This window comes from Pontibacter oryzae (genome assembly GCF_003576375.1).
GTDB lineage: Bacteria > Bacteroidota > Bacteroidia > Cytophagales > Hymenobacteraceae > Pontibacter > Pontibacter oryzae.
Window position 1 is genome coordinate 197,337 of sequence record NZ_QWGE01000003.1, and the last position, 21,784, is coordinate 219,120.

General features: G+C 49.8%; 20 protein-coding genes and 1 tRNA gene. 15 read left to right on the top strand and 6 right to left on the bottom strand.

The window, feature by feature from the left end:
• The first annotated feature begins 10 nt into the window (after positions 1 to 10).
• The 4 genes from D1627_RS09595 to ppk1 all read left to right on the top strand — a co-directional run bounded on the left by D1627_RS09595 (position 11) and on the right by ppk1 (position 4,794).
• The gene (locus D1627_RS09595) at positions 11 to 745 is read left to right on the top strand and encodes a SirB2 family protein (protein WP_119432038.1); all 735 of its coding nucleotides are present in this window, start codon (positions 11 to 13) and stop codon (positions 743 to 745) included.
• Between the two features lie 3 nt (positions 746 to 748).
• The gene (hflX, locus tag D1627_RS09600) at positions 749 to 1,936 is read left to right on the top strand and encodes a GTPase HflX (RefSeq protein WP_119432039.1); all 1,188 of its coding nucleotides are present in this window, start codon (positions 749 to 751) and stop codon (positions 1,934 to 1,936) included.
• Between the two features lie 205 nt (positions 1,937 to 2,141).
• Positions 2,142 to 2,636 (top strand): SixA phosphatase family protein, encoded by a 495-nt coding sequence (locus tag D1627_RS09605; RefSeq protein ID WP_119432516.1) that lies wholly within the window; start codon positions 2,142 to 2,144, stop codon positions 2,634 to 2,636.
• Positions 2,637 to 2,682: 46 nt separating this feature from the next.
• Complete coding sequence (gene ppk1, locus D1627_RS09610; protein WP_119432040.1) at positions 2,683 to 4,794, top strand: polyphosphate kinase 1; 2,112 nt, start codon at positions 2,683 to 2,685, stop codon at positions 4,792 to 4,794.
• Between the two features lie 93 nt (positions 4,795 to 4,887).
• Here ppk1 and D1627_RS09615 read toward each other — a convergent pair whose 3' ends face one another.
• Together D1627_RS09615 and D1627_RS09620 are read right to left on the bottom strand one after the other, a co-directional pair.
• The gene (locus D1627_RS09615; protein WP_119432041.1) at positions 4,888 to 5,916 is read right to left on the bottom strand and encodes a DUF6268 family outer membrane beta-barrel protein; all 1,029 of its coding nucleotides are present in this window, start codon (positions 5,914 to 5,916) and stop codon (positions 4,888 to 4,890) included.
• Between the two features lie 87 nt (positions 5,917 to 6,003).
• A complete protein-coding gene (locus tag D1627_RS09620; RefSeq protein ID WP_233555578.1) occupies positions 6,004 to 9,822 on the bottom strand; it encodes a hypothetical protein in 3,819 nt (1,272 codons plus the stop codon).
• Between the two features lie 334 nt (positions 9,823 to 10,156).
• Between D1627_RS09620 and D1627_RS09625 the strand changes: the two genes are divergently transcribed.
• From D1627_RS09625 to D1627_RS09635, 3 genes are all read left to right on the top strand, one after another.
• On the top strand, positions 10,157 to 11,356 hold the full coding sequence (locus D1627_RS09625) for a Pycsar system effector family protein (RefSeq protein WP_119432042.1): 1,200 nt from the start codon (positions 10,157 to 10,159) through the stop codon (positions 11,354 to 11,356).
• 80 nt (positions 11,357 to 11,436) lie between these two features.
• Positions 11,437 to 11,511, top strand: a tRNA-Arg gene (locus D1627_RS09630).
• A 153-nt stretch (positions 11,512 to 11,664) separates the two neighbouring features.
• A complete protein-coding gene (locus D1627_RS09635; protein WP_233555579.1) occupies positions 11,665 to 12,018 on the top strand; it encodes a hypothetical protein in 354 nt (117 codons plus the stop codon).
• Between the two features lie 85 nt (positions 12,019 to 12,103).
• Here the strand turns inward: D1627_RS09635 and D1627_RS09640 are convergent, their stop codons facing one another.
• Together D1627_RS09640 and D1627_RS09645 are read right to left on the bottom strand one after the other, a co-directional pair.
• Positions 12,104 to 12,484 carry a Spy/CpxP family protein refolding chaperone gene (locus tag D1627_RS09640; protein ID WP_119432043.1) on the bottom strand — a complete coding sequence of 127 codons (381 nt, stop codon included), beginning with the start codon at positions 12,482 to 12,484 and terminating at the stop codon, positions 12,104 to 12,106.
• 133 nt (positions 12,485 to 12,617) lie between these two features.
• Entirely contained in the window at positions 12,618 to 12,998 is a 381-nt protein-coding gene (locus D1627_RS09645; protein ID WP_119432519.1) for a T9SS type A sorting domain-containing protein, read from the bottom strand.
• Positions 12,999 to 13,170: 172 nt separating this feature from the next.
• Between D1627_RS09645 and D1627_RS09650 the strand changes: the two genes are divergently transcribed.
• The 5 genes from D1627_RS09650 to D1627_RS09670 all read left to right on the top strand — a co-directional run bounded on the left by D1627_RS09650 (position 13,171) and on the right by D1627_RS09670 (position 16,700).
• Entirely contained in the window at positions 13,171 to 14,286 is a 1,116-nt protein-coding gene (locus D1627_RS09650; RefSeq protein ID WP_119432044.1) for an NAD(P)/FAD-dependent oxidoreductase, read from the top strand.
• A 166-nt stretch (positions 14,287 to 14,452) separates the two neighbouring features.
• Positions 14,453 to 15,580, top strand: coding sequence for a type III polyketide synthase (locus D1627_RS09655; protein WP_119432045.1), 1,128 nt, complete (start codon positions 14,453 to 14,455; stop codon positions 15,578 to 15,580).
• The gene (locus D1627_RS09660; protein ID WP_317125209.1) at positions 15,555 to 16,262 is read left to right on the top strand and encodes a methyltransferase domain-containing protein; all 708 of its coding nucleotides are present in this window, start codon (positions 15,555 to 15,557) and stop codon (positions 16,260 to 16,262) included. The genes D1627_RS09655 and D1627_RS09660 overlap by 26 nt, the downstream gene beginning before the upstream one ends.
• A gap of 47 nt (positions 16,263 to 16,309) precedes the next feature.
• Positions 16,310 to 16,489 (top strand): hypothetical protein, encoded by a 180-nt coding sequence (locus D1627_RS09665; RefSeq protein WP_147383265.1) that lies wholly within the window; start codon positions 16,310 to 16,312, stop codon positions 16,487 to 16,489.
• Positions 16,490 to 16,508: 19 nt separating this feature from the next.
• Positions 16,509 to 16,700, top strand: a complete 192-nt coding sequence (locus tag D1627_RS09670; protein WP_119432048.1) for a hypothetical protein — start codon at positions 16,509 to 16,511, stop codon at positions 16,698 to 16,700.
• Positions 16,701 to 17,395: 695 nt separating this feature from the next.
• On the opposite strand, the gene D1627_RS09675 is transcribed toward D1627_RS09670, so the two are convergent.
• A complete protein-coding gene (locus tag D1627_RS09675; protein ID WP_119432049.1) occupies positions 17,396 to 18,298 on the bottom strand; it encodes a histone deacetylase family protein in 903 nt (300 codons plus the stop codon).
• A gap of 563 nt (positions 18,299 to 18,861) precedes the next feature.
• Between D1627_RS09675 and D1627_RS09680 the strand changes: the two genes are divergently transcribed.
• From D1627_RS09680 to D1627_RS09690, 3 genes are all read left to right on the top strand, one after another.
• A complete protein-coding gene (locus D1627_RS09680) occupies positions 18,862 to 19,488 on the top strand; it encodes a porin family protein (RefSeq protein WP_119432050.1) in 627 nt (208 codons plus the stop codon).
• 97 nt (positions 19,489 to 19,585) lie between these two features.
• Complete coding sequence (locus D1627_RS09685; protein ID WP_119432051.1) at positions 19,586 to 20,305, top strand: YceI family protein; 720 nt, start codon at positions 19,586 to 19,588, stop codon at positions 20,303 to 20,305.
• Positions 20,306 to 20,416: 111 nt separating this feature from the next.
• The gene (locus tag D1627_RS09690; RefSeq protein ID WP_119432052.1) at positions 20,417 to 20,968 is read left to right on the top strand and encodes a DUF6992 family protein; all 552 of its coding nucleotides are present in this window, start codon (positions 20,417 to 20,419) and stop codon (positions 20,966 to 20,968) included.
• A gap of 90 nt (positions 20,969 to 21,058) precedes the next feature.
• Here the strand turns inward: D1627_RS09690 and D1627_RS09695 are convergent, their stop codons facing one another.
• Entirely contained in the window at positions 21,059 to 21,616 is a 558-nt protein-coding gene (locus tag D1627_RS09695) for a type 1 glutamine amidotransferase domain-containing protein (protein ID WP_119432053.1), read from the bottom strand.
• Positions 21,617 to 21,784 lie beyond the last annotated feature (168 nt).

Consider the following 21,784-nt stretch of genomic DNA (forward strand, 5'->3'; position numbering starts at 1 on the left):
GTATAACAACATGCAAGCAACTGTCGCATTTCTGCACACGCACGTACTGGTAGTCGTATTATTCCTGCTCCTATTCACGTTCAAAACTGTTTTGCTGCTCCTCAACAAACGCGAAACACTGGCAAAAGCACGCAATAAAACCAAAGTGCTGGATATAATCTTTGGCACGCTGATCCTGATTACGGGTGGCTACCTGCTGTTTAACTACAACGGCGTACCGGGCTGGCTTATCACGAAAGTAGTATTGGTGCTAATCGCCATCCCGATCGGCATTGTGGGCATCAAGCGTGAAAACAAAGTGATGGCCATACTTTCGCTGCTGATTTTCCTGTATGTGTATGGCGTGGCCGAAACCAAAAGCCTGACCATGAAAAAACCGGGCCCGGTAGAGAACGCTACCATCAGCCCGAAGGCCGACAAAACACCAGAAACGGATGCCGTAGAGGCCAGTGATGCCGGGCTTAGCGAGTCTGCGGTGGCGCACGAGGAGATTGTGGCAGCTATGAGCGAGGCGCAACTGGCAAACGCGAAAGCCGTTTACACACAGCTCTGCGAAACCTGCCACGGTGCCGATGGCGCCAAAGGCCTGGGCGGAGCAGCCGACTTACACATCAGCAATCTCAGCCTAAAAGATCGCCTCAACGTAATCGAGAATGGTCGCGGCCTGATGCCTGCCTTTGGCAGCCAGCTTTCTGATGAGGAAGCTGAGGCGCTGGCCGCTTATACCATGACGTTAAAAAAATAATGAATGGCTAAAAAGAAATTCTTCGAAACCTCCAAGCCGCAGGAAACTGCCGTGCTGGTGGCCGTACCTAACTATCGCCAAACCGATGAGCAAACCCAGGAATACCTGGACGAACTTGCCTTTTTAACTGAGACTGCCGGTGCTCAGACCGTAAAGCGCTTTATACAGAAGCTGGATAAGCCGGACCGCGCAACTTATGTGGGCAGCGGCAAACTGGACGAGATAAATGCCTACGTAAAGGAGCACCAGATCGACATGGTTATCTTCGACGATGATCTGAGCCCCTCGCAGGTGCGCAACATTGAGCGCGAGCTGCAGGTGAAAATCGTGGACCGCAGCTTACTTATACTTGACATTTTTGCCCTGCGCGCCAAAACCGCCCAGGCTCACGCTCAGGTCGAGATTGCCCAGTACCAATACCTACTGCCGCGCCTTACTAACCTCTGGACGCACTTATCCAAGCAAAAGGGTGGTATTGGTATGAAGGGACCGGGTGAGACTGAGATCGAGACTGACCGCCGTATTGTGCGCGACAAGATATCTTTGTTGCGTGAGCGCCTGAAGAAGTTTGAGAAGCAGAACTTCGAGCAGCGTAAAGCCCGTGCAGGCATTGTGCGCGTGGCGCTGGTAGGGTATACCAACGTGGGCAAATCTACGCTGATGAACCTGCTCTCTAAATCAGAGGTGTTTGCCGAGAACAAGCTGTTTGCCACCGTGGATGCCACCGTGCGTAAGGTTGTGCTCGACAATGTGCCTTTCCTGCTCTCCGACACAGTAGGATTTATCCGGAAGCTGCCAACCAAGCTCATCGAGTCGTTTAAATCTACTCTGGATGAGATACGTGAGGCCGACCTGCTGCTGCACGTGGTGGATGTATCGCACCCGTCGTTTGAGGACCATATTGCCGTGGTAAATGAAACGCTGAAGGACATTAACTCTGCCGAGAAACCTGTGCTTCTGGTTTTCAATAAAATAGATCAATACCTGGCTATGCGCCAGGAGGAGCTTGCAGAGGAAGACATGGCAGCCCGCCCATCCATTGACGATTTAAAAGCGACATACATGGCCAAAGAACATGCCCCGGCAATGTTTATTTCCGCTACTGATAAGCTGAATATTGATGCCCTGCGCGAAGAGCTACAGCGCCGTGTGGCCGAGATACACTTCCAGCGGTATCCGAACAACGTTTAGGTGCTTACTTCGCTAAGTATAGTTTAAGCCCGTGGTTGCTGTTGCAGTCACGGGCTTCTCTTTTTTAGCTAACACTAGCTGCTGCCTCATCTTAACACGTACTTAACTGCCGCCACACAACTATTTACCCATACTTTCAGTAAGAAGCAAAGCCATACTTGCGGATTTAAGTAACTGCAAGCGGCACATGCAACAAACCAAACGTATGAAAACCCTATACATTCTTAGGCACGCTAAATCGAGCTGGGAATTCGACGAACTCAGTGACCATGACCGCCCGCTGAACAAGCGTGGGCGCCATGATGCGCCCCTTATGGGCCATGAGCTGGCAACCCGCGGCGTTACTCCAGACCTTATTATTTCCAGCCCGGCGGTCAGGGCAATTAGCACGGCCACGCTGGTAGGCAAAGAGCTAGACTACGATGCAGACGACATTACCGTAGACACCCGCGTTTACGGCGCCGATGAAGAGGACCTGCTGGAGGTAGTTCAGGAAGCCCCTGCCGAGGTAAATACACTGTTGCTGGTAGGCCACAACGAGGCCATCTCCGACTTTGCTAACCTGCTCTCGCCAGAGCCGGTGCACAGCATGCCCACTGCCGGTGTTACGGGCCTCAGCTTTAACTGCGACGATTGGAAAGAGATCTCCAAAGACAATGCTACCTTACTGTTCTACGACTTCCCGAAGAACCACAAGTAACCCTTTCGCCGGAGCCACGGGCTTTGGCACAAATCATTAATTTACCATGGATAAACAAACCCACAAGGAGCAGCTGGCTACGGCAGGCTATCCGTTTATAAACCGAGAGCTTAGCTGGCTCGCCTTCAATTACAGAGTACTGCAAGAAGCCAAAGACAAAACCGTACCCTTGCTGGAGCGCGTTAAGTTTATGGCAATTTTCTCCTCTAACCTCGACGAGTATTTTAAGGTACGTGTCGCTACCCTGAAGCGCCTCATTAAACTAAAAGAGAAAACCCGTAAAAAACTGGAGGAGGACCCCACTGAAACCCTGGACCAAATTATGGCGGAGGTGCACAGGCAGCAGCAGGAGTTCGGGCAGGTATTCCGGGAGGGAATCCTGGCGGACCTGCGTGAACAAAACATCCACATGCTTACCGAGAACGACCTGAACGCCGAGCAGGAAGCCTGGGTGAAGGATTACTTTGAGGAAACGCTGGAGCCGCTCTTGCTACCCATTATCCTCGACGAAACCGAGACGCACCTTTTCCTGAAAGACCAGACCGTGTACTTGGGCGTGAAGATGTGGGAGCCTGCCGAAAGCGATTGCAAGCCGGAGCGTTTTGCCATGCTGGAGATCCCTACCAAGAAGCACGGCAGCCGTTTTGTAAAACTGCCTACAGTAAACGAGCAGCGCTATGTGATGTTTATAGACGATGTGATCCGTTTCTGTATGCCACGCCTGTTCCCGCAATATAAAGTCTTTGATGCCCATGCCGTAAAAGTATCCCGTGATGCCGAGCTGGATATTGAGGAAGAAGTATCGGGCAACCTGATGGCCAAGATCCACAACAGTCTGAAGAAACGTGAAACCGGCTACCCGGCTCGCCTCCTCTACGACCCGCAGACGCCGCAGGACTTACTGGACATGATGATGGCGCACACCGGCATAACCGAGGCAGAGTTGGTAGAGGGCAGCAAGTACCACAACTTCCGCGATTTCTTTCAGTTCCCGGATTTTAACCTTCCAGAGCTGAAGTATGACCTGCAGCCCACTTTGGTGCACCCCGAACTGGAGAAAGCCGACAGTCTGCTGGCCGCCATGAAGGAGAAGGATTACCTGGTGCACTATCCTTACCAGTCGTTTGACTATGTGCTGCGCCTGTTTGAGGAAGCCGCCGAAGACCCGAAAGTTACCGCCATGAGCGCCACGCTGTATCGCGTAGCCGACAAATCGAAGATAGCCAAGGCGCTGGCCAAAGCCGCTAAAAATGGCAAGCTTGTAACGGTAGTGGTAGAGCTTAAGGCCCGCTTCGATGAGGAGTCTAACATCTTCTGGGCAGGAAAGCTGCAGAAAGCTGGGGCCAACGTTATTTTCGGGGTGCCTGATCTAAAGGTTCACTCCAAGCTGGGCCTGATCACCCGCAACGAGAAAGGCAAACTGGTAAACTATGCCTACCTGAGCACCGGTAACTACAACGAGGATACTTCAAAGATTTATGCAGACCACGCTCTCTTTACCTCCGATAAGCGCCTTACCAAAGATGTAGAGCAGGTGTTTAATTTCTTCATTGATCGGCAACCCAACAAAACCTTCCAGCACCTACTGATGGCCCCGCTAAATATGCGCCAGAACTTTGTGAAGCTGATTGATCGCGAGATTAAGAACGCAAAAAAAGGCTTGCCCGCAAGTATGATTCTGAAGATGAATGCGCTGCAGGATGAGCGCATGATCAGGAAGCTGTACAGTGCTAGCCAGGCAGGCGTTAAAATTCAGTTGCTGGTGCGAGGTATCTGTTGCCTTATGCCAGGCGTAAAAGGCATCAGCGAGAACATTGAGGTGCGCAGCATCGTGGACCGCTACCTGGAGCACGCCCGGGTGTATATCTTCCATAACAACGGCGACGAGCAGCTATACATTGCCTCTGCCGACTGGATGACCCGAAACCTGAACCGCCGCGTAGAGGTGGCCTTCCCGATTTACCAGCCCGAACTGGCCGCGCAGATCCGCCACATTATTGAGTTGCAATTAGCCGACGACACCAAAACCCGCAGCGTGGACAACAGCTACATAAAGGCCGAGACACCAACCGCCATGCGCGCGCAATATGCCATTTACGATTACCTCCGCGACATGGTGCCTACCACTTTAGATGCCAGTTGCAAGCCTACGGAATAGCAGGCAAATTACATACTCTTAAAACCAGAAAGGGGGCCGACCATACGTTTGTATAGCCGGCCCCCTTTCTGGTTTATACTTATGCTTGCCAGGTTACTGAGCTTGGCGCTGCGCCCACTTTCGTGGCGGCACCAGGTATAGCTCTACGCCAACATACGCGGCGCCTTTCAGGTCGTTGGTGATCAGCTCGTCGCGGGAGCCGACCTCATCGAACAGGCGGTTGCGGTAGTACTGCCGGAAACCACCTTCAACGGCAAACCATACAAAGTCGTAGATCTCGCGCTCCATGCGCAGCAGCCCTTTGATATCGGTGCGCCTAAACTCAACCTCCCCAAACTGCGAGAGCGAGGTTTCATCGGCAAAAATATCGTAGCTAGCACCCTCCAAGCGGTAACCGGCATAGAAAAGCGTTTTCTCGTTGGCATTGTAGCGCAAACGGGCATTCGCCGGAAATATCGATTCTACCCCGTACTTATCGTTGAAGGTTTTATTAAACAAGACACCTGGGTAAATGCTCTGCCGGCCATACGTATAACCCAGTTGCAGACCCACGCCCAAGGCATAGGTCGGCGTTTTTTTCCAGCCATAAGCCACGTCTATAGTTGCCTTTAGGTAATCCGGTATGTTGATGTTATCTCGCGTATAATCCCCGTTGAGTTCTCCTTTTATCCGAATCAGGTAGAAGTTGCGCTCGTTCAGGGAGTGCAGGTAGGCCAGCTGCAAGCCTATACTTTTCAGGTTTTTGTCCTCCAGGTACCGATACAGATCATATGAATTCTCATTAAGGTTCTCGAAGTTAAACTCCTCCAGCTGATAATCGAAGCCTAGGATAAGCTTAGACTGCGGCTTGTTAACCAGAGGCGCGTAAGCCTTCACAAAGAACTTGTTATGCCGCCGCACCTGTCCGCTGCCATCGCCCAGCCGCGGGTCTTCAGACTCCGAATCGATGCCAAAATCCGGCAGGCGCTCATACCCTATAATGACGCCACGGCTTTTGCCCATGCCTATTACGCCAGGGGTAGCATACTCTTCCAAAGTTTCTGTTTCGGGCGCCTGCGCCTGTGCATGTACTGTAAAGAAAACCAGGCATAAAGCGCCTAGTAGGAGTTTCCGTATTTCCATAGTTTTATTATTGCAGTTAGGCCTGAAAAGGCAAAGTGCCATACAGGTGCATGGCACTTTCAGTTATACTTTTAAATCAGTATTGTGTTAAAAAAAGAATCCGAAATTAAGCATCCACAGGCCTTCGTCGCTGCCTACGCTATAGCTGAGCGATAGCACGGTGCGGTTTAGCATGTCTACCCATACGCCGCCACCATAGCCCCAGTGCAGGCTCCGGAAAAAGGCTTCTTTTGGCTCCCCGTTTTCATAAACGCGCCCCGCATCCATTAGGCCTAGCACCCCAAACTTGCCTGGCGTTAAGTATAGGTTATAGTCGAAGAGCTGCACACGGGCCTCGCCGTTGGCATACAGGCTGCTGCGGCCAGCATAGCGCGTGCGGCGGTATCCGCGCAAGTTTTCGGTGCCTCCCAGCGTGTTAGCCTGAAAAAAGCGATAATCGCCATAGTTGTGGGCTGCCCCTACCCTGCCCGCCCAGGTTAGCTGAAACGGAAAGTTAGGGCTCAGGTAAAACCGGAATTCTGAGCTGATGTTAGTGTAGCTCAGCTTTTCGTCGCCCAGCTGGCGGTTATAGCTAATATTGTTGTGCCAGTGCAGGCCGATGCGCGGGTTGGCCACTGTGCTGCCTGCACCAATTACTTGTACTATAGAAAAGGCCTTTGCCCCTATATAGTGCTGCACGGCAAACCTACCTGTTTCGGCATCGTAAGTGCCCTCGCGCAGGAGGCCTGCCCGGCCCTGCTCCAGCAGAAAGCTTTCGCCCTCTGGCATACTAATCCTAAACTTATCATACGTTGGCCCAATACCGATTCTCACAAACGCGAAAGGCTCCCGGTAAAGCATGGAGTTAAGGCTGATGCGTTCGAAGCGCACCCGGTAATAGCTATCGTCGAAAGCATCGGATTGTACTGTGTTGTTGCCCAACCCGTAGAAGTTGCGCTGAAACTGTGGCCCTTGCACGTGTGCGTTCAGCGCCAGGTTCCAGTTGCCTACTACATTCCGGATATCACCGGTATACCTTAGGTTAAAAGAGCTGGTGCGCAAGGCATAGTTTGCCTCCAGCAAGTGCTCTGAAGCATACGGGTTCTTACGGAAACTCTGTGTGCGCCACAGCACGCCTGCACCCAGAAACACGCCATCTTCTACGTTATATTCCGCCGAAAGGCGCGGCCCAAAGTATGGCAGCTTGTAATTATCGCGGTCATATAGGTTTACTTCATCGTAAGGGTCGGTTTTATCCTTGGTCTCGCTCCCGAAGCTAAAAGTGTTGCCATCCTCGGTATCGTATACCACGGTGTACTTTTTAAGTCCGCTCACATGCGAGTTGTCTACAATACTGTCTTGGTCATTGCCCCCGATGATGCGCACGAGTATACTTTTATTCACGTCGCCGGACACGATAAACGCATCCTGCCCATCCATACCGTAAAAGCGCACTTCTTTGGTTTCATCAGTATAAAATGTACGGTTGTAGAGCTCGGCAAGAATTTCTCCCTCTTTGGAAGTTTTGTACCCGGTTACCTGTAGTTCTTTGTCGTTTAGCCTGTTAATAAGGTAGCGCTCATGCTTGTCGCTCCCCGATATATCCACGAACTGCGCCAGAAAGTTGTAGTATGTCTCGGCTGCCTGAGGCAGTTTGTCGCGCCTTGCTTTCAGCTTGGCAATAATTTCGTCAGCGGATATTTCCCGGATCGGCTCGGGCCACTCCTGCACGGCGCGCGCTATCACCTCATCGGTTACGTTTTGCTTGATGTCCTGTGCGATTTGCTGCCATTGCTGGCCTGTAACTTTGGAGCTAAGGGTGCGGTCCAGGGTAAGGCTGCTCAGGTTAAGCCCGATAACATCCCTGTAATCGTAATCGAAATTCTGGACGTTACGGATAGCCCATTTGCGTGTTACCAGCCAGGGCAACGCACCGTCGGCCTTAAAAAATGCCATATCGCGGTCTTCGGGCACTGGGGTGTAGCGCTTGCCTTTGCCCTGCTTCTCTTCTTCTACCCAGCGCCACTGGCCCTCGTGGCGGTCCCAGTCGCCGATGAGCATATCGAAGAGGCGCGCCCGCACATATTCCAACTGGTCTACCTCATTATCATTATCATCTTCGAGTTCCTCCAGCACTTTATCGGTGCCTACAAGGTTTTTGGCATAGCCCAGGCTGGCTGTTTCCTCGTGGTTCTCATCGGCGTCCTCCTCCAGGTAAGCGAGCACGTTGGCATACTCATCCTGGTACTGGCGCAAGTATGGCGTGTTAGGGATGTACACCAGTTCGGGGTTGGTATGGTACACGCCTGCGGCATCGGCCAGCGTTGGTATGATCAGGGCGCCATAGGGGTGCTGGGCTGATATCTGGTCCTGGAGCAAGGCCCTCACGGCTGTTTCGCGCAGGTATGGAGACAGCGCCATGGTAGGGTCCTTGTCGATGCTGCGCAGTGTATACTCCTTGGCATCAGGGTTCCGGATCTTGAGCGCCAGGGTTTGCTTGCCACCACCTTTCTGGTAGGGCGTGAGACCGCCCAGCGTGTTTTTCAGGTCTAGCAGGGGCACGTTTATCGGTGTTGCCCATTCTTGGCGGTAGTGAGAGCCAAGCAGGGTTTCGCGCAGGCCGCCGGCCTGGTAACCTGGGTTTGCCGCCAAGGTAATAGTGCTATCGGCGTAGTTGGTGTTATCTACTATGGCAGCATGCTCTTCGCGCGGTTTTTTGGAGTATAGCAGTGTACGGTACATGATTTGCCCGGTTTCCCCGCTCTTATCCGGAATCCAGAACTCAGCCCATACTTCACCGTTTTCATGATAGTTCGTTTTCACGAAGCCCTTTGCCTGCTGCAAGTATGCCGCCCCGCCTCCTGGCTTCACGTTATCCGTTTTACAGCCTGATCCGCTTACAATGTGCGGAAGCTTGCCATACTTAAAGTACTCCAGCGCGTGCTCGTGGCCTGCTGCATATACTATATTATCATACTTATTAAAGATATCGAGCAAGCCGTTAATGTATGCTTGGTAGCGCGGGTGTGCCACATCCTGCAAAATACCGCCATACTTTCGGGCGAAGGGGTAAATGGAGCCGATGACAGGCAGGGGCAGGTACATCCACTCGCGGAGCATGGTAAGCGGAAAGAGGTGATCTTTCAGGGTAAAGAAACCGCCGTGTTCGCCACGTGTCATTAACGGGTGGTGCCCCACAACCAAAATATCGCTGCCGCTGTTTTTCTCGATGATATCTTCCAACTGCACCAGCATTTCGGCTTCGGTGGCTGCGCCGCAATTGCTGTTATCGCCGTAAGGTCTGTTAAATGGGTGCAGCCACCATTCAGAGTCAAGGGCTATTAGTACCAGGTCATCGCTCAGGCGCACCTCGTATGGGCCGGGGCAACCGTTGCCGGGCACGTAAAAATCGCCGCCCACTACAATGTCTTCTTCGGTGAGGTACTCGTTTACGTAGCGCTGCTCGCGCATAACGGCCTCCAGGCCACCGCGGCCACTGTGGTTCCAGTCGTGGTTGCCGGGTATCATGTACTTTTCACCGGGGTATCCTTTTAGTATGTCGAGTTGTGCTTTCAGGCGGTTCTCGGACACCTCGCGGTCATACTTGTCAGGGGCTGGCAAACCGTTCATGTATACATTATCGCCTAAAAAGATGGTAGCGCTGTTCATGCCGGTTTCCATCATCATTTTCCGCATCAGTATCATTGATGGCTCTCCGTCCAGGATGGGCGCCCCAACATCACCGATCAGGAACACCGAATAAAGCACCTTATTGGCCGGGTCTGGCTTTTGCTCCTCCCAGCCAAAAACTTCTTCGCTATAATAGGGTTTCCTGACACCTGCACATGCGGCAAGAGCCAGGCATAGTATCAAACTCCATCCGTAGCGCATCATTATCAGCCGTGCCTGCTGTAGAATTTCAATCATAGTTTATTTGCTAAATATGCCCGCCAGATTCTGCTTAAGGCAACTATACTTATCACCCTGCGGCATAGCAGTTTTTTTATCGTGCCAGAAGATTCTTGTCCCGGATATCTCTAAGAAATGCCACTGGGGCGGCCAAACTGAGATTCATAAACGAAAGGCCTTTAGTTTTAGTTGTTACCTCTCTATATACTACCAAATACCACCGCTGTTGCTCTTTTCACTAACAAAATGCTGATTTCGCCGTAACCGCAGATTACTGTGTGCCACACCTTGCACACCCCGCTACCGGGCAGAAAGCCGCACCTGCGCACCCGGTACTGCAACACAACTAATTATGGAAGACCAGACACTAATAAAACAAGCCGGCGAACACGTGTTCAGGCTTTTTAAGGAAAAGCTCTCGAAGAAGCTTGTATACCATAACTACAAGCATACTTTTGAAACCGTTGCCGAGGCACAGGAGCTCGGGCTAAACAGCAAATTGCCAGAAGATAAACTGCAGGACCTGGTGCTTGCGGCTTGGTTTCATGACACAGGCTACATTAGCACTTATAAAGGGCACGAGGAAGAAAGTGTGCGCCTTGCCACAGAATGGCTGGAAGCAAAAAACTACCCTCAGGAGCGCATTGCCCGCATCTGCTCCATAATTCTGGCAACATGCCACAACCGCGAGCCCCAAAACCTGGAAGAGGAACTGATGGTGGATGCCGACATGTCTAATATTGGCAAGGATACGTTTTTCGCGACTGCCGAGCTGCTGCGCGTGGAGTGGGAGATTTTCCAGGATAAGTTTTTCTCGGACCAGGAATGGGAGCAGTTTCAGATGGATTTCCTGCTTTCCACTACGTTTCACACCAATCAGGCACAGCGCAAATTCGCCTCCCAATTGGGCCTGAACATACAGGAGCAGCGCAGCCGCCTGAGCAAAGAAACCGAGAAGAAAAAGAAAGAGGAAAAGAAGCACCGGAAGACACTGGCCCAGCCGAAGCGCGGTATCGAAACCATGTTCCGGAACACTTACCGCACGCACCTTAACTTAAGTGCCATTGCCGATAACAAGGCTAACATGATGATTAGCCTGAACGCTATCATTATTTCCGTAATCATCACCTACCTTAGTGCTAAAACTTCAGTTATAGGCACCGATTACGCTACGCACCGCACCTTGCTCATCCCGATCGGCATTCTGCTACTGACCACGCTGGGCTCTGTTGTGTTTGCCATCATCTCGGCGCAGCCGGAGGTAACTAGCTTCACTTTTAAGAAAAAGAAAAACCAGCAGCTGAACACCCGTAAAATAAACCTGCTATTTTTCGGTAACTTCACTAACCTTCCCCTAGAGGAGTTCCAAAACGGCATGCACGATATCATGCGCGACAAGAAGTCGCTTTACAACAACATGATAACTGATATTTACTACCTCGGCGAGGTGCTTAGCCGCAAGTATAAGATTCTGCGCATTTCCTATACTATATTTATGGTTGGCTTGGTACTTACTGTACTCGGGTTTGCCGTGGCCGTAGCCTCCTCCTGATTTCTGCAGCACACTACGGTTCCGGTTGTTGTTTTGTGGCAGAGATTCATGTAAATTCGCCAAGCAAAGCTTTGGATGCAGGCCCTGTAGTTCAATGGATAGAATAGGAGTTTCCTAAACTCTAGATCCAGGTTCGATTCCTGGCAGGGCCACCAGGTATAAAAAAGGCTCCCGACAGATATCTGTCGGGAGCCTTTTTTATACTTTTAAAATCATATCCTCGCCCTACTTCCCCTCTCCTTGTGTGCCACATGAAACTTTAAAGCTCATCTGAGCATATAACAGAGTATGCACCCTGCCACACCAACATGAGAAAAACCGCACTGCTCGCCCTTCCCCTGTTTATACTTGCTGCCTGCTCTGATGGGCCCTCCAGCCACGGTTCCGAAGAGGCTACGGTTGCTGCAGAAACCGGTCAGGCTGCGCCGCTCCCTAAAGACGTAATTTATGCGGCTCACCCTCTTATAAGCGGCAAGCTCTATAGCCACCCAGATTTTAAGGCACAGACTATAACTTATTTTGACACCTCGCAGCAGGTTTATGTGCTAGACACCGCTGATGTGATGTTTGTGAAGGCGCGAGTTAGCAGGGACACTACTTCTTATACCGGGTATATTACCAAAACCATACTTCCCGAGCGCCAGCGGGAAGTAAAAAAATAAGCCCTGCCGAATAATTCCGGCAGGGCTTACGGGTCACAAACTAAACTATCGGTATAAGTTATAAAAAATTTCTGACAAACAACACTTAGTTTCCGCTACGGCGGCCACCACGGCGCTCTTGTTTCTGATCTTGCTGCATGGCATCAAACTTAGCCTGCTGCTCCTCAGTAAGTATGGCTCTAATGGCTTCCTGATGTTTTTTCCTAATTTCTTCCATCTTTGTTCGGTCTGTTGAACTGCTGCTACGCAAAGCACGCATCTCTTCCATGTTTTGCTTATTTATTTCTTTTAGTTTAGCAACCTGCTCATCCGTCAGGGTAAGTTCGGTTTTGTAGGTTTCCAACTGCTGCTGGGCACGCTCTTGCATGCCTCCGCCTTGGCGGCCACTAGCTTGCGCCATAGCCCCAGTAGAAAGTAATACACCAATACTAAGTACAAACAGGTTTCTAAGGATGTTCTTTTTCATGATTTCTGATTATTAAGATTTGCCTGTTTGACAGCAAGTATAGAGTAGGGTTTAAGTATCTCTCAAAATTTTGGTAAAAGAAAAAAGGGGCAGTCACCTTTCAGCGACTGCCCCTTTGTAGGCTTCGTTTGATTTACTTAATCACTACCCGCCGTACGGCACTGTAGTTATCCGCTTCCAGTTTAATGTAGTATAGGCCTTTTGCATAACGGTCCAGGTTAATGGTTTTGGTAAGGCTTGGCTCGGTGCGTGTTAACGTTTCGCGGTAAATCTCGTTACCGATTACATTTAGGATGCGCAGCTCTACTTTGCGGGTTTCCAGGTTTGAAACCGAGATGGTGAAAACACCATTGCTAGGGTTGGGATAGATGGCGATGTCTTCCTCCTGTTGCAAGCCAAGCGGGTTATTTTGCTCAGCTTGCTGCGTTACCTGCACCTGCACCGGCGGCTTGGCCTGGGCCTGCACAACCAGCACGGCTAAACACGTAAAAGCAGAAAGTATAAATTGTTTCATATAAGTCAGTGTATCAAAGTCTTGAATAAAAAAACAACACTCAAATGTCGTTCCATTAATAAGAACGTCGGGCACATTTTTTTGTTCTTGCATTGTACCCTCCGAAAAATGGTCATTCACCAAATATGAAGCAGGCAAATTGAACAAATCTAATTTTTAAAAGAAAGATAATTTGACAACGGATGTTCTGGTAATCGGGGGAGGTCTGGCTGGGCTGGTTAGTGCCATCGGGTTAGCCAGAGCGGGGCTTAGTGTAACGCTCGTCGAGAAAAAGGCTTATCCCTTCCATAGGGTTTGCGGCGAGTATGTATCTAACGAGGTGCTGCCCTACCTCCGGCAGTTAGGGGCACACATCAGCAGCCTGCACCCGGCCCGCATCAACCGTTTCCTGCTAAGCTCGCCCAACGGCGAAACCCTAACTGCTAAATTGGATTTAGGCGGCTTTGGCCTTAGCCGCTTTACCCTGGATAACTATCTTTTTGAGCTTGCCAAACAGCAGGGCGTAAAATTCATACTTCAGCAGGCAGTGCAGCAGGTAATTTTCGCAAAAGATGTGTTTACAGCCACGCTTTCCGGGGGGCAGGGTTTACAGGCACACGTGGTGGTTGGGGCTTACGGCAAACGCACAAACCTGGACCGCCAGCTGCAGCGGCGTTTTTTCCGGGCCAGCTCCCCTTACATTGGCGTAAAATATCACGTCAGGTATGATTTTCCGAGAGACCTGATTGCGCTGCACAACTTCGAAAACGGTTATGCCGGAACCTCTGCCATCGAGGACGGCCGCTACTGCCTCTGCTACCTTACCACACGCCAAAACCTTAAAAAGCATGGCTCCATCGCGGCCATGGAACAAGCCATACTTTACCACAACCCGCACCTGCGCCAGATCTTTACCGAGGCCGAGTTCCTGTACAAGCAACCTGAGGTTATTAACGAAATTTCCTTCGCCACAAAAACCTGCGTGGAAGAACATCTGCTGATGTGCGGCGATGCGGCTGGCATGATTACGCCGCTTTGCGGCAATGGTATGGCCATGGCTATACACGCAGCTAAGATCCTGACAGAACATACTATACATTATTTTGCAAACGGGCACAACCGCCAGGAGCTGGAGCATGGCTATACAAACGCTTGGAAAAAGCAGTTCGAAAGCCGCCTTCGGGTGGGCCGTACCGTGCAAGGTTTATTCGGCAGCCCGATAGTTTCGGAGGTCGCCGTAGGAGCTTTGAAGCGTTTGCCTGCCGCTGTAAGGGTTATTATGCGCCAAACCCACGGCAAGCCATTCTGAATGCATCAATACATCTAATCTGTCACCGCATCCGTACTTTGCATATGTGTTTTTCTAGCCACGCTTAAGCATTTATTGCCCCGTGCGGGTTTTCTCTGTGCATTTGCTGTGTAAATGCTGGGGCTCCACCCGAAACACACCATACGATTCCCGAAACACAAAGCCCATGAAGAGTTACTTATGTGCCATTGGCACTGCCAACCCACCCCACAAAATACCTCAGATGCAGGTCGCCGATTTTATGGCAAACGCCTTGCAGTTCGATGAGCGGGAAACACGCAAGCTAAAGGCGCTCTACCGGGTATCAGGCATTGGGCAACGCTACAGTGTACTGGAAGATTACACCCGCCAAAACGGCGATTTCGCCTTCTACCCAAACACACCTACGCTGGAGCCCTTCCCCACGGTGCAGCAGCGTATGGATGTATACCGAAAGCACGCCCTGGAATTATCAGAGCAAGCTATCCGTAACTGCCTGGCACAGGTCAGCAGTACCCAATTATCCGAACTCACGCACCTGATTACGGTGAGTTGCACCGGCATGTATGCCCCCGGGCTGGATATTGAGTTGGTAGAGCGCCTGCAACTGCCGGGCACCGTGCAGCGCACCGCCGTGAACTTTATGGGCTGCTATGCGGCCTTCAATGCCATAAAACTGGCGGATGCCATCTGCAAGGCCACGCCCAAGGCTAAGGTAATGCTGGTTTGCACCGAGATCTGCACTATCCATTTTCAGAAGCACAGCGAGCAAGACCACCTAGTGTCGAACGCACTGTTCGGCGATGGCGCTGCGGCCGTGCTGATGCAAGGCCAGCCCTGCCAGGAGGTGAGCCTGGAGCTGCAATCGTTCCACTGCGACCTAGCACCCGCCGGCAAGCGCGAAATGGCCTGGCACATTGGCGACACCGGCTTCGAGATGACACTGTCTTCATACGTTCCCGATCTTATCAAAAAAGGTATAAAACAACTCACCGACAGGTTACTGCAGGGGCTAAAAACCACAGTCTCGGAGATAAAGCTATTTGCCATACATCCAGGTGGGCGGCGCATACTAGAGGTAATTGAGCAGGAACTAGGCATGACCCGCGACGATAACCGCTTTGCTTACCGCGTGCTCCAGAACTTCGGCAACATGTCGTCGGCCACGGTGCTGTTTGTGCTGAAGGAGTTGATGCAATCCCTGACGCCGCAGGAGCAGAACGAGCCCGTGCTTAGCTTTGCCTTCGGCCCCGGCCTTACTCTGGAATCGATGTTACTAAAAGTGCACTATGCGGATGCTAAAGCAGCGGTCTGAGGAACTGGAGCTGATGGATGACCTCAGCCTGAGCGGCGAGGAACTACGGCAGAACCTGCAGGAGCTGGAGGTAATTAACAACTGGCTTGGCGGTCACAAAGTAGTACTAAACGCGCTGGAACAGCTATCTGCTAAGTATAAACCAACACGCCTGCGCATTGCCGACATTGGCTGTGGTGGCGGCGGTACCCTTAAAAGCATTGCCCGTTGGGCGCGCAAGCGAAGTATACCCGTTGAGCTGGTAGGCGTGGATGCCAACGATTTTATGGTGCAATACGCCCGAAACTGCTGCGCTGCCTACTCCGAAATTACCATAGAGCAGCACGATGTATTTTCGGAGAGTTTTGCACAGCAGAAGTATGATGTAGTGGTTTGCAGCCTTTTCTGTCACCATTTCACCGACAGGCAACTGGTATGCATGTTCCGGCAGCTATACAGGCAGGCGCAGCTTGGCGTAATTATTAACGACTTGCACCGGCATTGGCTCGCATACTATTCCATTAAGTACATCACGGCAGTTTTCTCAAAATCATACTTGGTAAAGAATGATGCGCCGCTCTCGGTATGGCGCGCCTTCCGGCGATCAGAGTTAAAGCGCTTGGTGCAACAGGCAGGCGTTACAAGGTATAAACTGCGCTGGATGTGGGCTTTCCGGTGGCAGTTGCTGTTGCACAAAGTATAGAATTTCTAAAATATTTAGCGCATTTTGTATATTTATATATGAACCTGATGAACAAGCTTTTGCCGCTGCGCCTACATTTACGGCTGATGCTTGCCTATACTTTGCTCGTGCTTCTCCTTCTCATTAAAAAGGAAACGATGCCTACGCTACCAGAGCTGATGATTCTTTTGTTTCCGCTCTTTATGTGTGTAGTCCGGATTACCACCGGCGAGCGCTTATCCTCGTAGTAACTTCTAAAGCATACATATGATGAAAAAAACGATCAACTTCTGGATACTGTTACTTGTGTCAATCGCTATTTCGGCTATGCTGATCGGCGTTTTCGTGAAGGCCTTGAAATTTATTCTGATGATGATTCTGATACTTGCCCTTACGCCTATCATATACATCGTTCTGCGCCTGATCTTCCCCACCAACAAAAGCGAAGACGGTAGGTGATGATTGCTGGTTGTTGATTGCTAGTTGTTGAATTGTTAGATGGTTGTTTGCTACGCAATGTGTTATAACACCCACTTTCTAACTTTCTAACTTTCTAACTTTCTAACTTTCTAACTTTCTAACTTTCTAACTTTCTAACTTTCTAACTTTCTAACTTTCTAACTTTCTAACTTTCTAACTTTCTAACTTTCTAACTTTCTAACTTTCTAACTTTCTAACTTTCTAACTTTCTAACTTTCTAACTTTCTAACTTTCTAACTTTCTAACTTTCTAACTTTCTAACTTTCTAACTTTCTAACTTTCTAACTTTCTAACTTTCTAACTTTCTAACTTTCTAACTTTCTAACTTTCTAACTTTCTAACTTTCTAACTTTCTAACTTTCTAACTTTCTAACTTTCTAACTTTCTAACTTTCTAACTTTCTAACTTTCTAACTTTCTAACTTTCTAACTTTCTAACTTTCTAACTTTCTAACTTTCTAACTTTCTAACTTTCTAACTTTCTAACTTTCTAACTTTCTAACTTTCTAACTTTCTAACTTTCTAACTTTCTAACTTTCTAACTTTCTAACTTTCTAACTTTCTAACTTTCTAACTTTCTAACTTTCTAACTTTCTAACTTTCTAACTTTCTAACTTTCTAACTTTCTAACTTTCTAACTTTCTAACTTTCTAACTTTCTAACTTTCTAACTTTCTCAAAACCAGATTTGCTGTGCCAGCCGGAAGGTGTTGGCATGCGCCTCCACAATATGTGCGATCTGTTTAGAGTAGCCGCCACCCATACTTACAGCCACAGGTAGGTTGTTTTGTTTACACAGCTCCAGCACCATGCGATCGCGGGCTTTGCAGCCATCTATGGTCATACCTAGTTTGCCTAGCTTGTCGGTTGCCAGTACATCCACGCCCGACTGGAAGAACACAAACTCCGGTTCCACCTCATCGAGCAGGCGCGGCAGGTGCTCGCGCAGCAAACCCAAGTATGTTTTATCGTCAGTGCCTTCGGCCAGCGCCACATCCAGGTCCGATTGCTCCTTGTGGAACGGGTAGTTATGCCCGCAGTGCACGCTAAAAGTGAACACGCGCGGCTCGTGCTCGAAGATCTGCGCCGTGCCGTTGCCCTGGTGCACATCCAAGTCCACCACGAGCACTTTTTTAATGCTTTTATACTTAAGAAGGTGATTGGCCGCAATGCCAATATCGTTGAGCAGGCAAAAGCCTTCCCCCCGGTCGGTGAAGGCATGGTGCGTGCCTCCAGCTATGTTCATGCCTATGCCATACTCCAGCGCAAACAGAGCGGCCTGCACCGTGCCGTTCATAATTACCACCTCGCGCTGCACCAGTTGCTCCGAGAGCGGAAAGCCCGTTTTACGAACCTCCGATGGGCTCAGTTCCAGTTGCTTCAGGCGCTGCCAGTAGTTGGCATCATGAGTATCAAGTATAAACCGCTCGGTCAGGGGCGTGGGAGCAAACAGGTTTTCTTCTGTTATCGTGCCTTCGTAGAGCAACTGTTCGGGCAGCAAATCATACTTCGCCATCGGGAAGCGGTGGCCTTCGGGCAGGCTGTGGGCAAAAATCTCGGACCAGGCAATTTTTAGCATATCGCAAAGCTAACAATTATTTAGCCCATAGGTTTCTGGCTAAAGCCACTGCGCACGTCTTTCGCCAAAAGCAGACTTCACACTTCAGTACAATTTAACAATAATACACAAGCTTGGTGGATAAGTTAGGCAACTAAATTAGATTGGGCCTGTTATTAACTGTTTTCAGCGATTTTGCAAACGCATAATGTGGATAACTTTGTTGATTACCAAGCTTTATCCACTATTTGTTGTTAACTGCCTGTTAACAAGCCCGGAATTTCCTAACAATTCGTAAATCTAACGTAGTTGGCAATTTGCTAAAGGCATTGCAAAACCTACTAAATCAGCCCTGAAAATTCCAAATTTATTAGCTTAATACAATTTACCTCTTTAAAGTTATTAAGTATGCGCTGCACTAAAAATCAAGCTCTTGATCTATGCTTTGTCACTCAGTTTTATACTTACACCAGCTAAGCATGGCATTGCCTGCAAATAACCTCCTCTGGAAAACTGAAGTATAAGTCACATGAAAAAATCTTCAGATAATCGATCTGAACCAACCACACGTTAAAAGCATCCAGATGAAAAAGATAATCATACTTGCCCTCCTTACGCTATGCTCGGTTGCAGGCTTTGCCCAGGAAGATGTTGGGCCGCATACTATCATGCAAAACCATAACTTGTTCAGTACGGCACCTAACTCGGGCATAGGTATAAAAGGCGGTGTAAACTTTGCCAGCGTGCACGGCAGCGATAAAGACAAATATGGCAGCGTAAACAGCCATACTTCGTTTCATGCGGGCGTTTATGCGCAATTTGCCATAAGCGAACTTTTCTCAATACAGCCCGAGCTGCTTTACTCCCGAAAGGGTTTTGAGCGCCAGGACTCGGTTTACAGGCTGGATTACCTCGAGGTACCCGTGCTGGCTGTGTTTAACATCACTGATAACCTGAGTGTGCACCTTGGCCCGCAGGTAGGCGTTATGATGTCTGCCAAAGTGGAGGACGAGGAAATCGACCTGGAGCCCTACCATACCTTCGATTATGGGGCAGCAGCAGGCATTGAGGGCCGTATCAGCCGTTTCAGGTTAGGCACGCGCTACGTGCACAGTTTCGGCGACTTACGTAAAGAGAACGACAGCGGCAACAGCATCAATGAGGATGTAAAGAATGGCGTAATACAAGTTTACTTAGGCGTCGGGTTTTAGGCAAGTGGTACAGTGGCAAGGCATCGTTTTTGGTTACTGATGCGTATCTGTAGATGCCGGCACTGCCCGCCTGCAAAGTTACACTAACCAAAACCTTATGGGTAAGCAACACATATACCTGCTCCTGCAGCTGGCACTGCTACTCTTTGCCGCCAGTGCCTGCGATACTACCGTAAAAACAGACGAGGCTGTAATTGGTGATGCCATTGTGAAGCAAAACCGCGTTACTCCCACCGAAACTTTTACCATTGACACGACCAACAGCGAGGTAACCTGGATTGGTGCTAAAATGACTGGCCGCCATAATGGTTTGCTGAATATTGCTAGTGGCAAGCTGAACATGCGCAACGATTTACTGACCGACGGCAGCATTGTGTTCGACATCACCTCGATTCGGTCTGCGGATAAATCTATTGATGAGGGTAGCAATAAGAAGCTAACCACTCACCTCCGTTCAGAGGATTTCTTTGACATTGAGCGCTTCCCTACAGCCCGCTTTGAGCTTACCGGCATAGCACCCTTCGACAGCACTGCTCAGAAACCCCAGCCCCCTACAGCCTCTTACAGTGAGCTGCGTGTTAAGAACCCTACGCACCGCATCACTGGCAACCTAACCATAAAGGGGCAGACAAAAAGTATATCCTTCCCGGCAAGAGTTACCATCCAGGATAGCCTGCTGCGCGCCAAGGCAAACTTTAACCTCGACCGCACTAAGTGGGGCCTTGTTTATAGGTCTGATAACTCCCTGGGCGACAAAACCATTTATGCTGAGGTAAACATTGGGCTGGATGTTGTAGCCAAACCCGAAAAGCCATAACACACCCTTCAGTTTATACTTTATCCGTCGGGTGCCAACAGCGCCAAGTGCCACACCTGTACGCTAAACCGCTGCTTTATGCGTTGCTAGTCATAAAACAGCCTGTTACGAATGAGAAATTACCTTTGCCTTTTAATCCCAGTTTTACTGCTAAGCATACCTGCCAGCGCACAGCCTAAGACGCTGCCTCAACTCAACGACATACAATCCGACACGCTTGAGATTGGCATGCTTGTACTTGGTGGCTGGGCTATTGTAAACATACTTATCAGCAGCTTTAAGCTTACCCGCGCCACACGCAACCGCAAATACTTTTACCAGATGAACCTGTACTGGAACCTGGTAAACCTGATAATAGCCAGTGTTGCTTTATATAGCATTCTTTCTAAAGACCAAAGCGCCCAAAACCTGGCTGACAGCCTGTACCTACACAGCTGGTACAAGAAGGTGCTCTACCTGAATGTGGGCCTGGACCTGGGGTATATGCTATTGGGCGCCTACCTCAAAGAGCGCTCACGCAACTCTTATAAAGCGGAGCGGCTTATGGGCTGGGGGCAGGCTGTTATACTGCAGGGGCTTTTCCTGTTATTGCTGGATGTGGTACTGGTAGTGCTACTGGAGAGCATTGCCGGACACTTATTTCGGTTGGTGCCGCAGCTATAGCAAAGTGCAGGTATAGTATAAAAAAAACAGGCCGCTTCCTAAGGATAAGGAAGCGGCCTGTCTCATAATTTAGTTTAAGAGCAGGAACTTCTAGCGGTCATGTTTGCCCTCGGCAAACTCCTCCACCATTTTGCGGTTAAAGGCCGGCAGGTCGTCGGGGTTGCGGCTGGTTACCAAACCATTATCCACTACTACCTCTTCATCCACCCATTCGGCGCCAGCGTTTTTGAGGTCGGTTTGCAAGGTATGGTAGCTGGTCATTTTCTTGCCTTTTACCTTTCCGGTTTCGATCAGCGTCCAGGGGCCATGGCAGATCGAGGCCACCGGCTTGCCGCTTTCCATAAACTTACCCACAAAGCTAACGGCCTCCTTGTTGGCGCGCAGGGTATCGGGGTTCATCACGCCGCCAGGCAGTAGCAGGCCGTTGTAGTCTTCGGCTTTCACCTCATTTAGCTTTTTATCTACTTTAAATGTATCGCCCCAGTCGGTGTGGTTCCAGGCTTTAATTTCGTTGTTTTTGTTAGGAGAGATGATGTGGGCTTCAGCACCTTCGTCCTTCAACGCCTGAAGAGGCTTGGTCAACTCAACTTGCTCAAATCCCTCTTCTACTAATATCGCTATTTTCTTTCCTTCTAATTTATTAGCCATTACTAAGTTTGTTTGAATGGTTTAACATCGGTTTGTTACTAGAATAACGGTTTAAGGCACTTTTTGTTAATAAGCCTTTCAAACAACCTACTCTCGCCAATATCAGCTACAGCCTTGCGTGCCATACTAGCTACTGAAGGCTAGCGCTCTAGCTAGCAGTAGTGATTC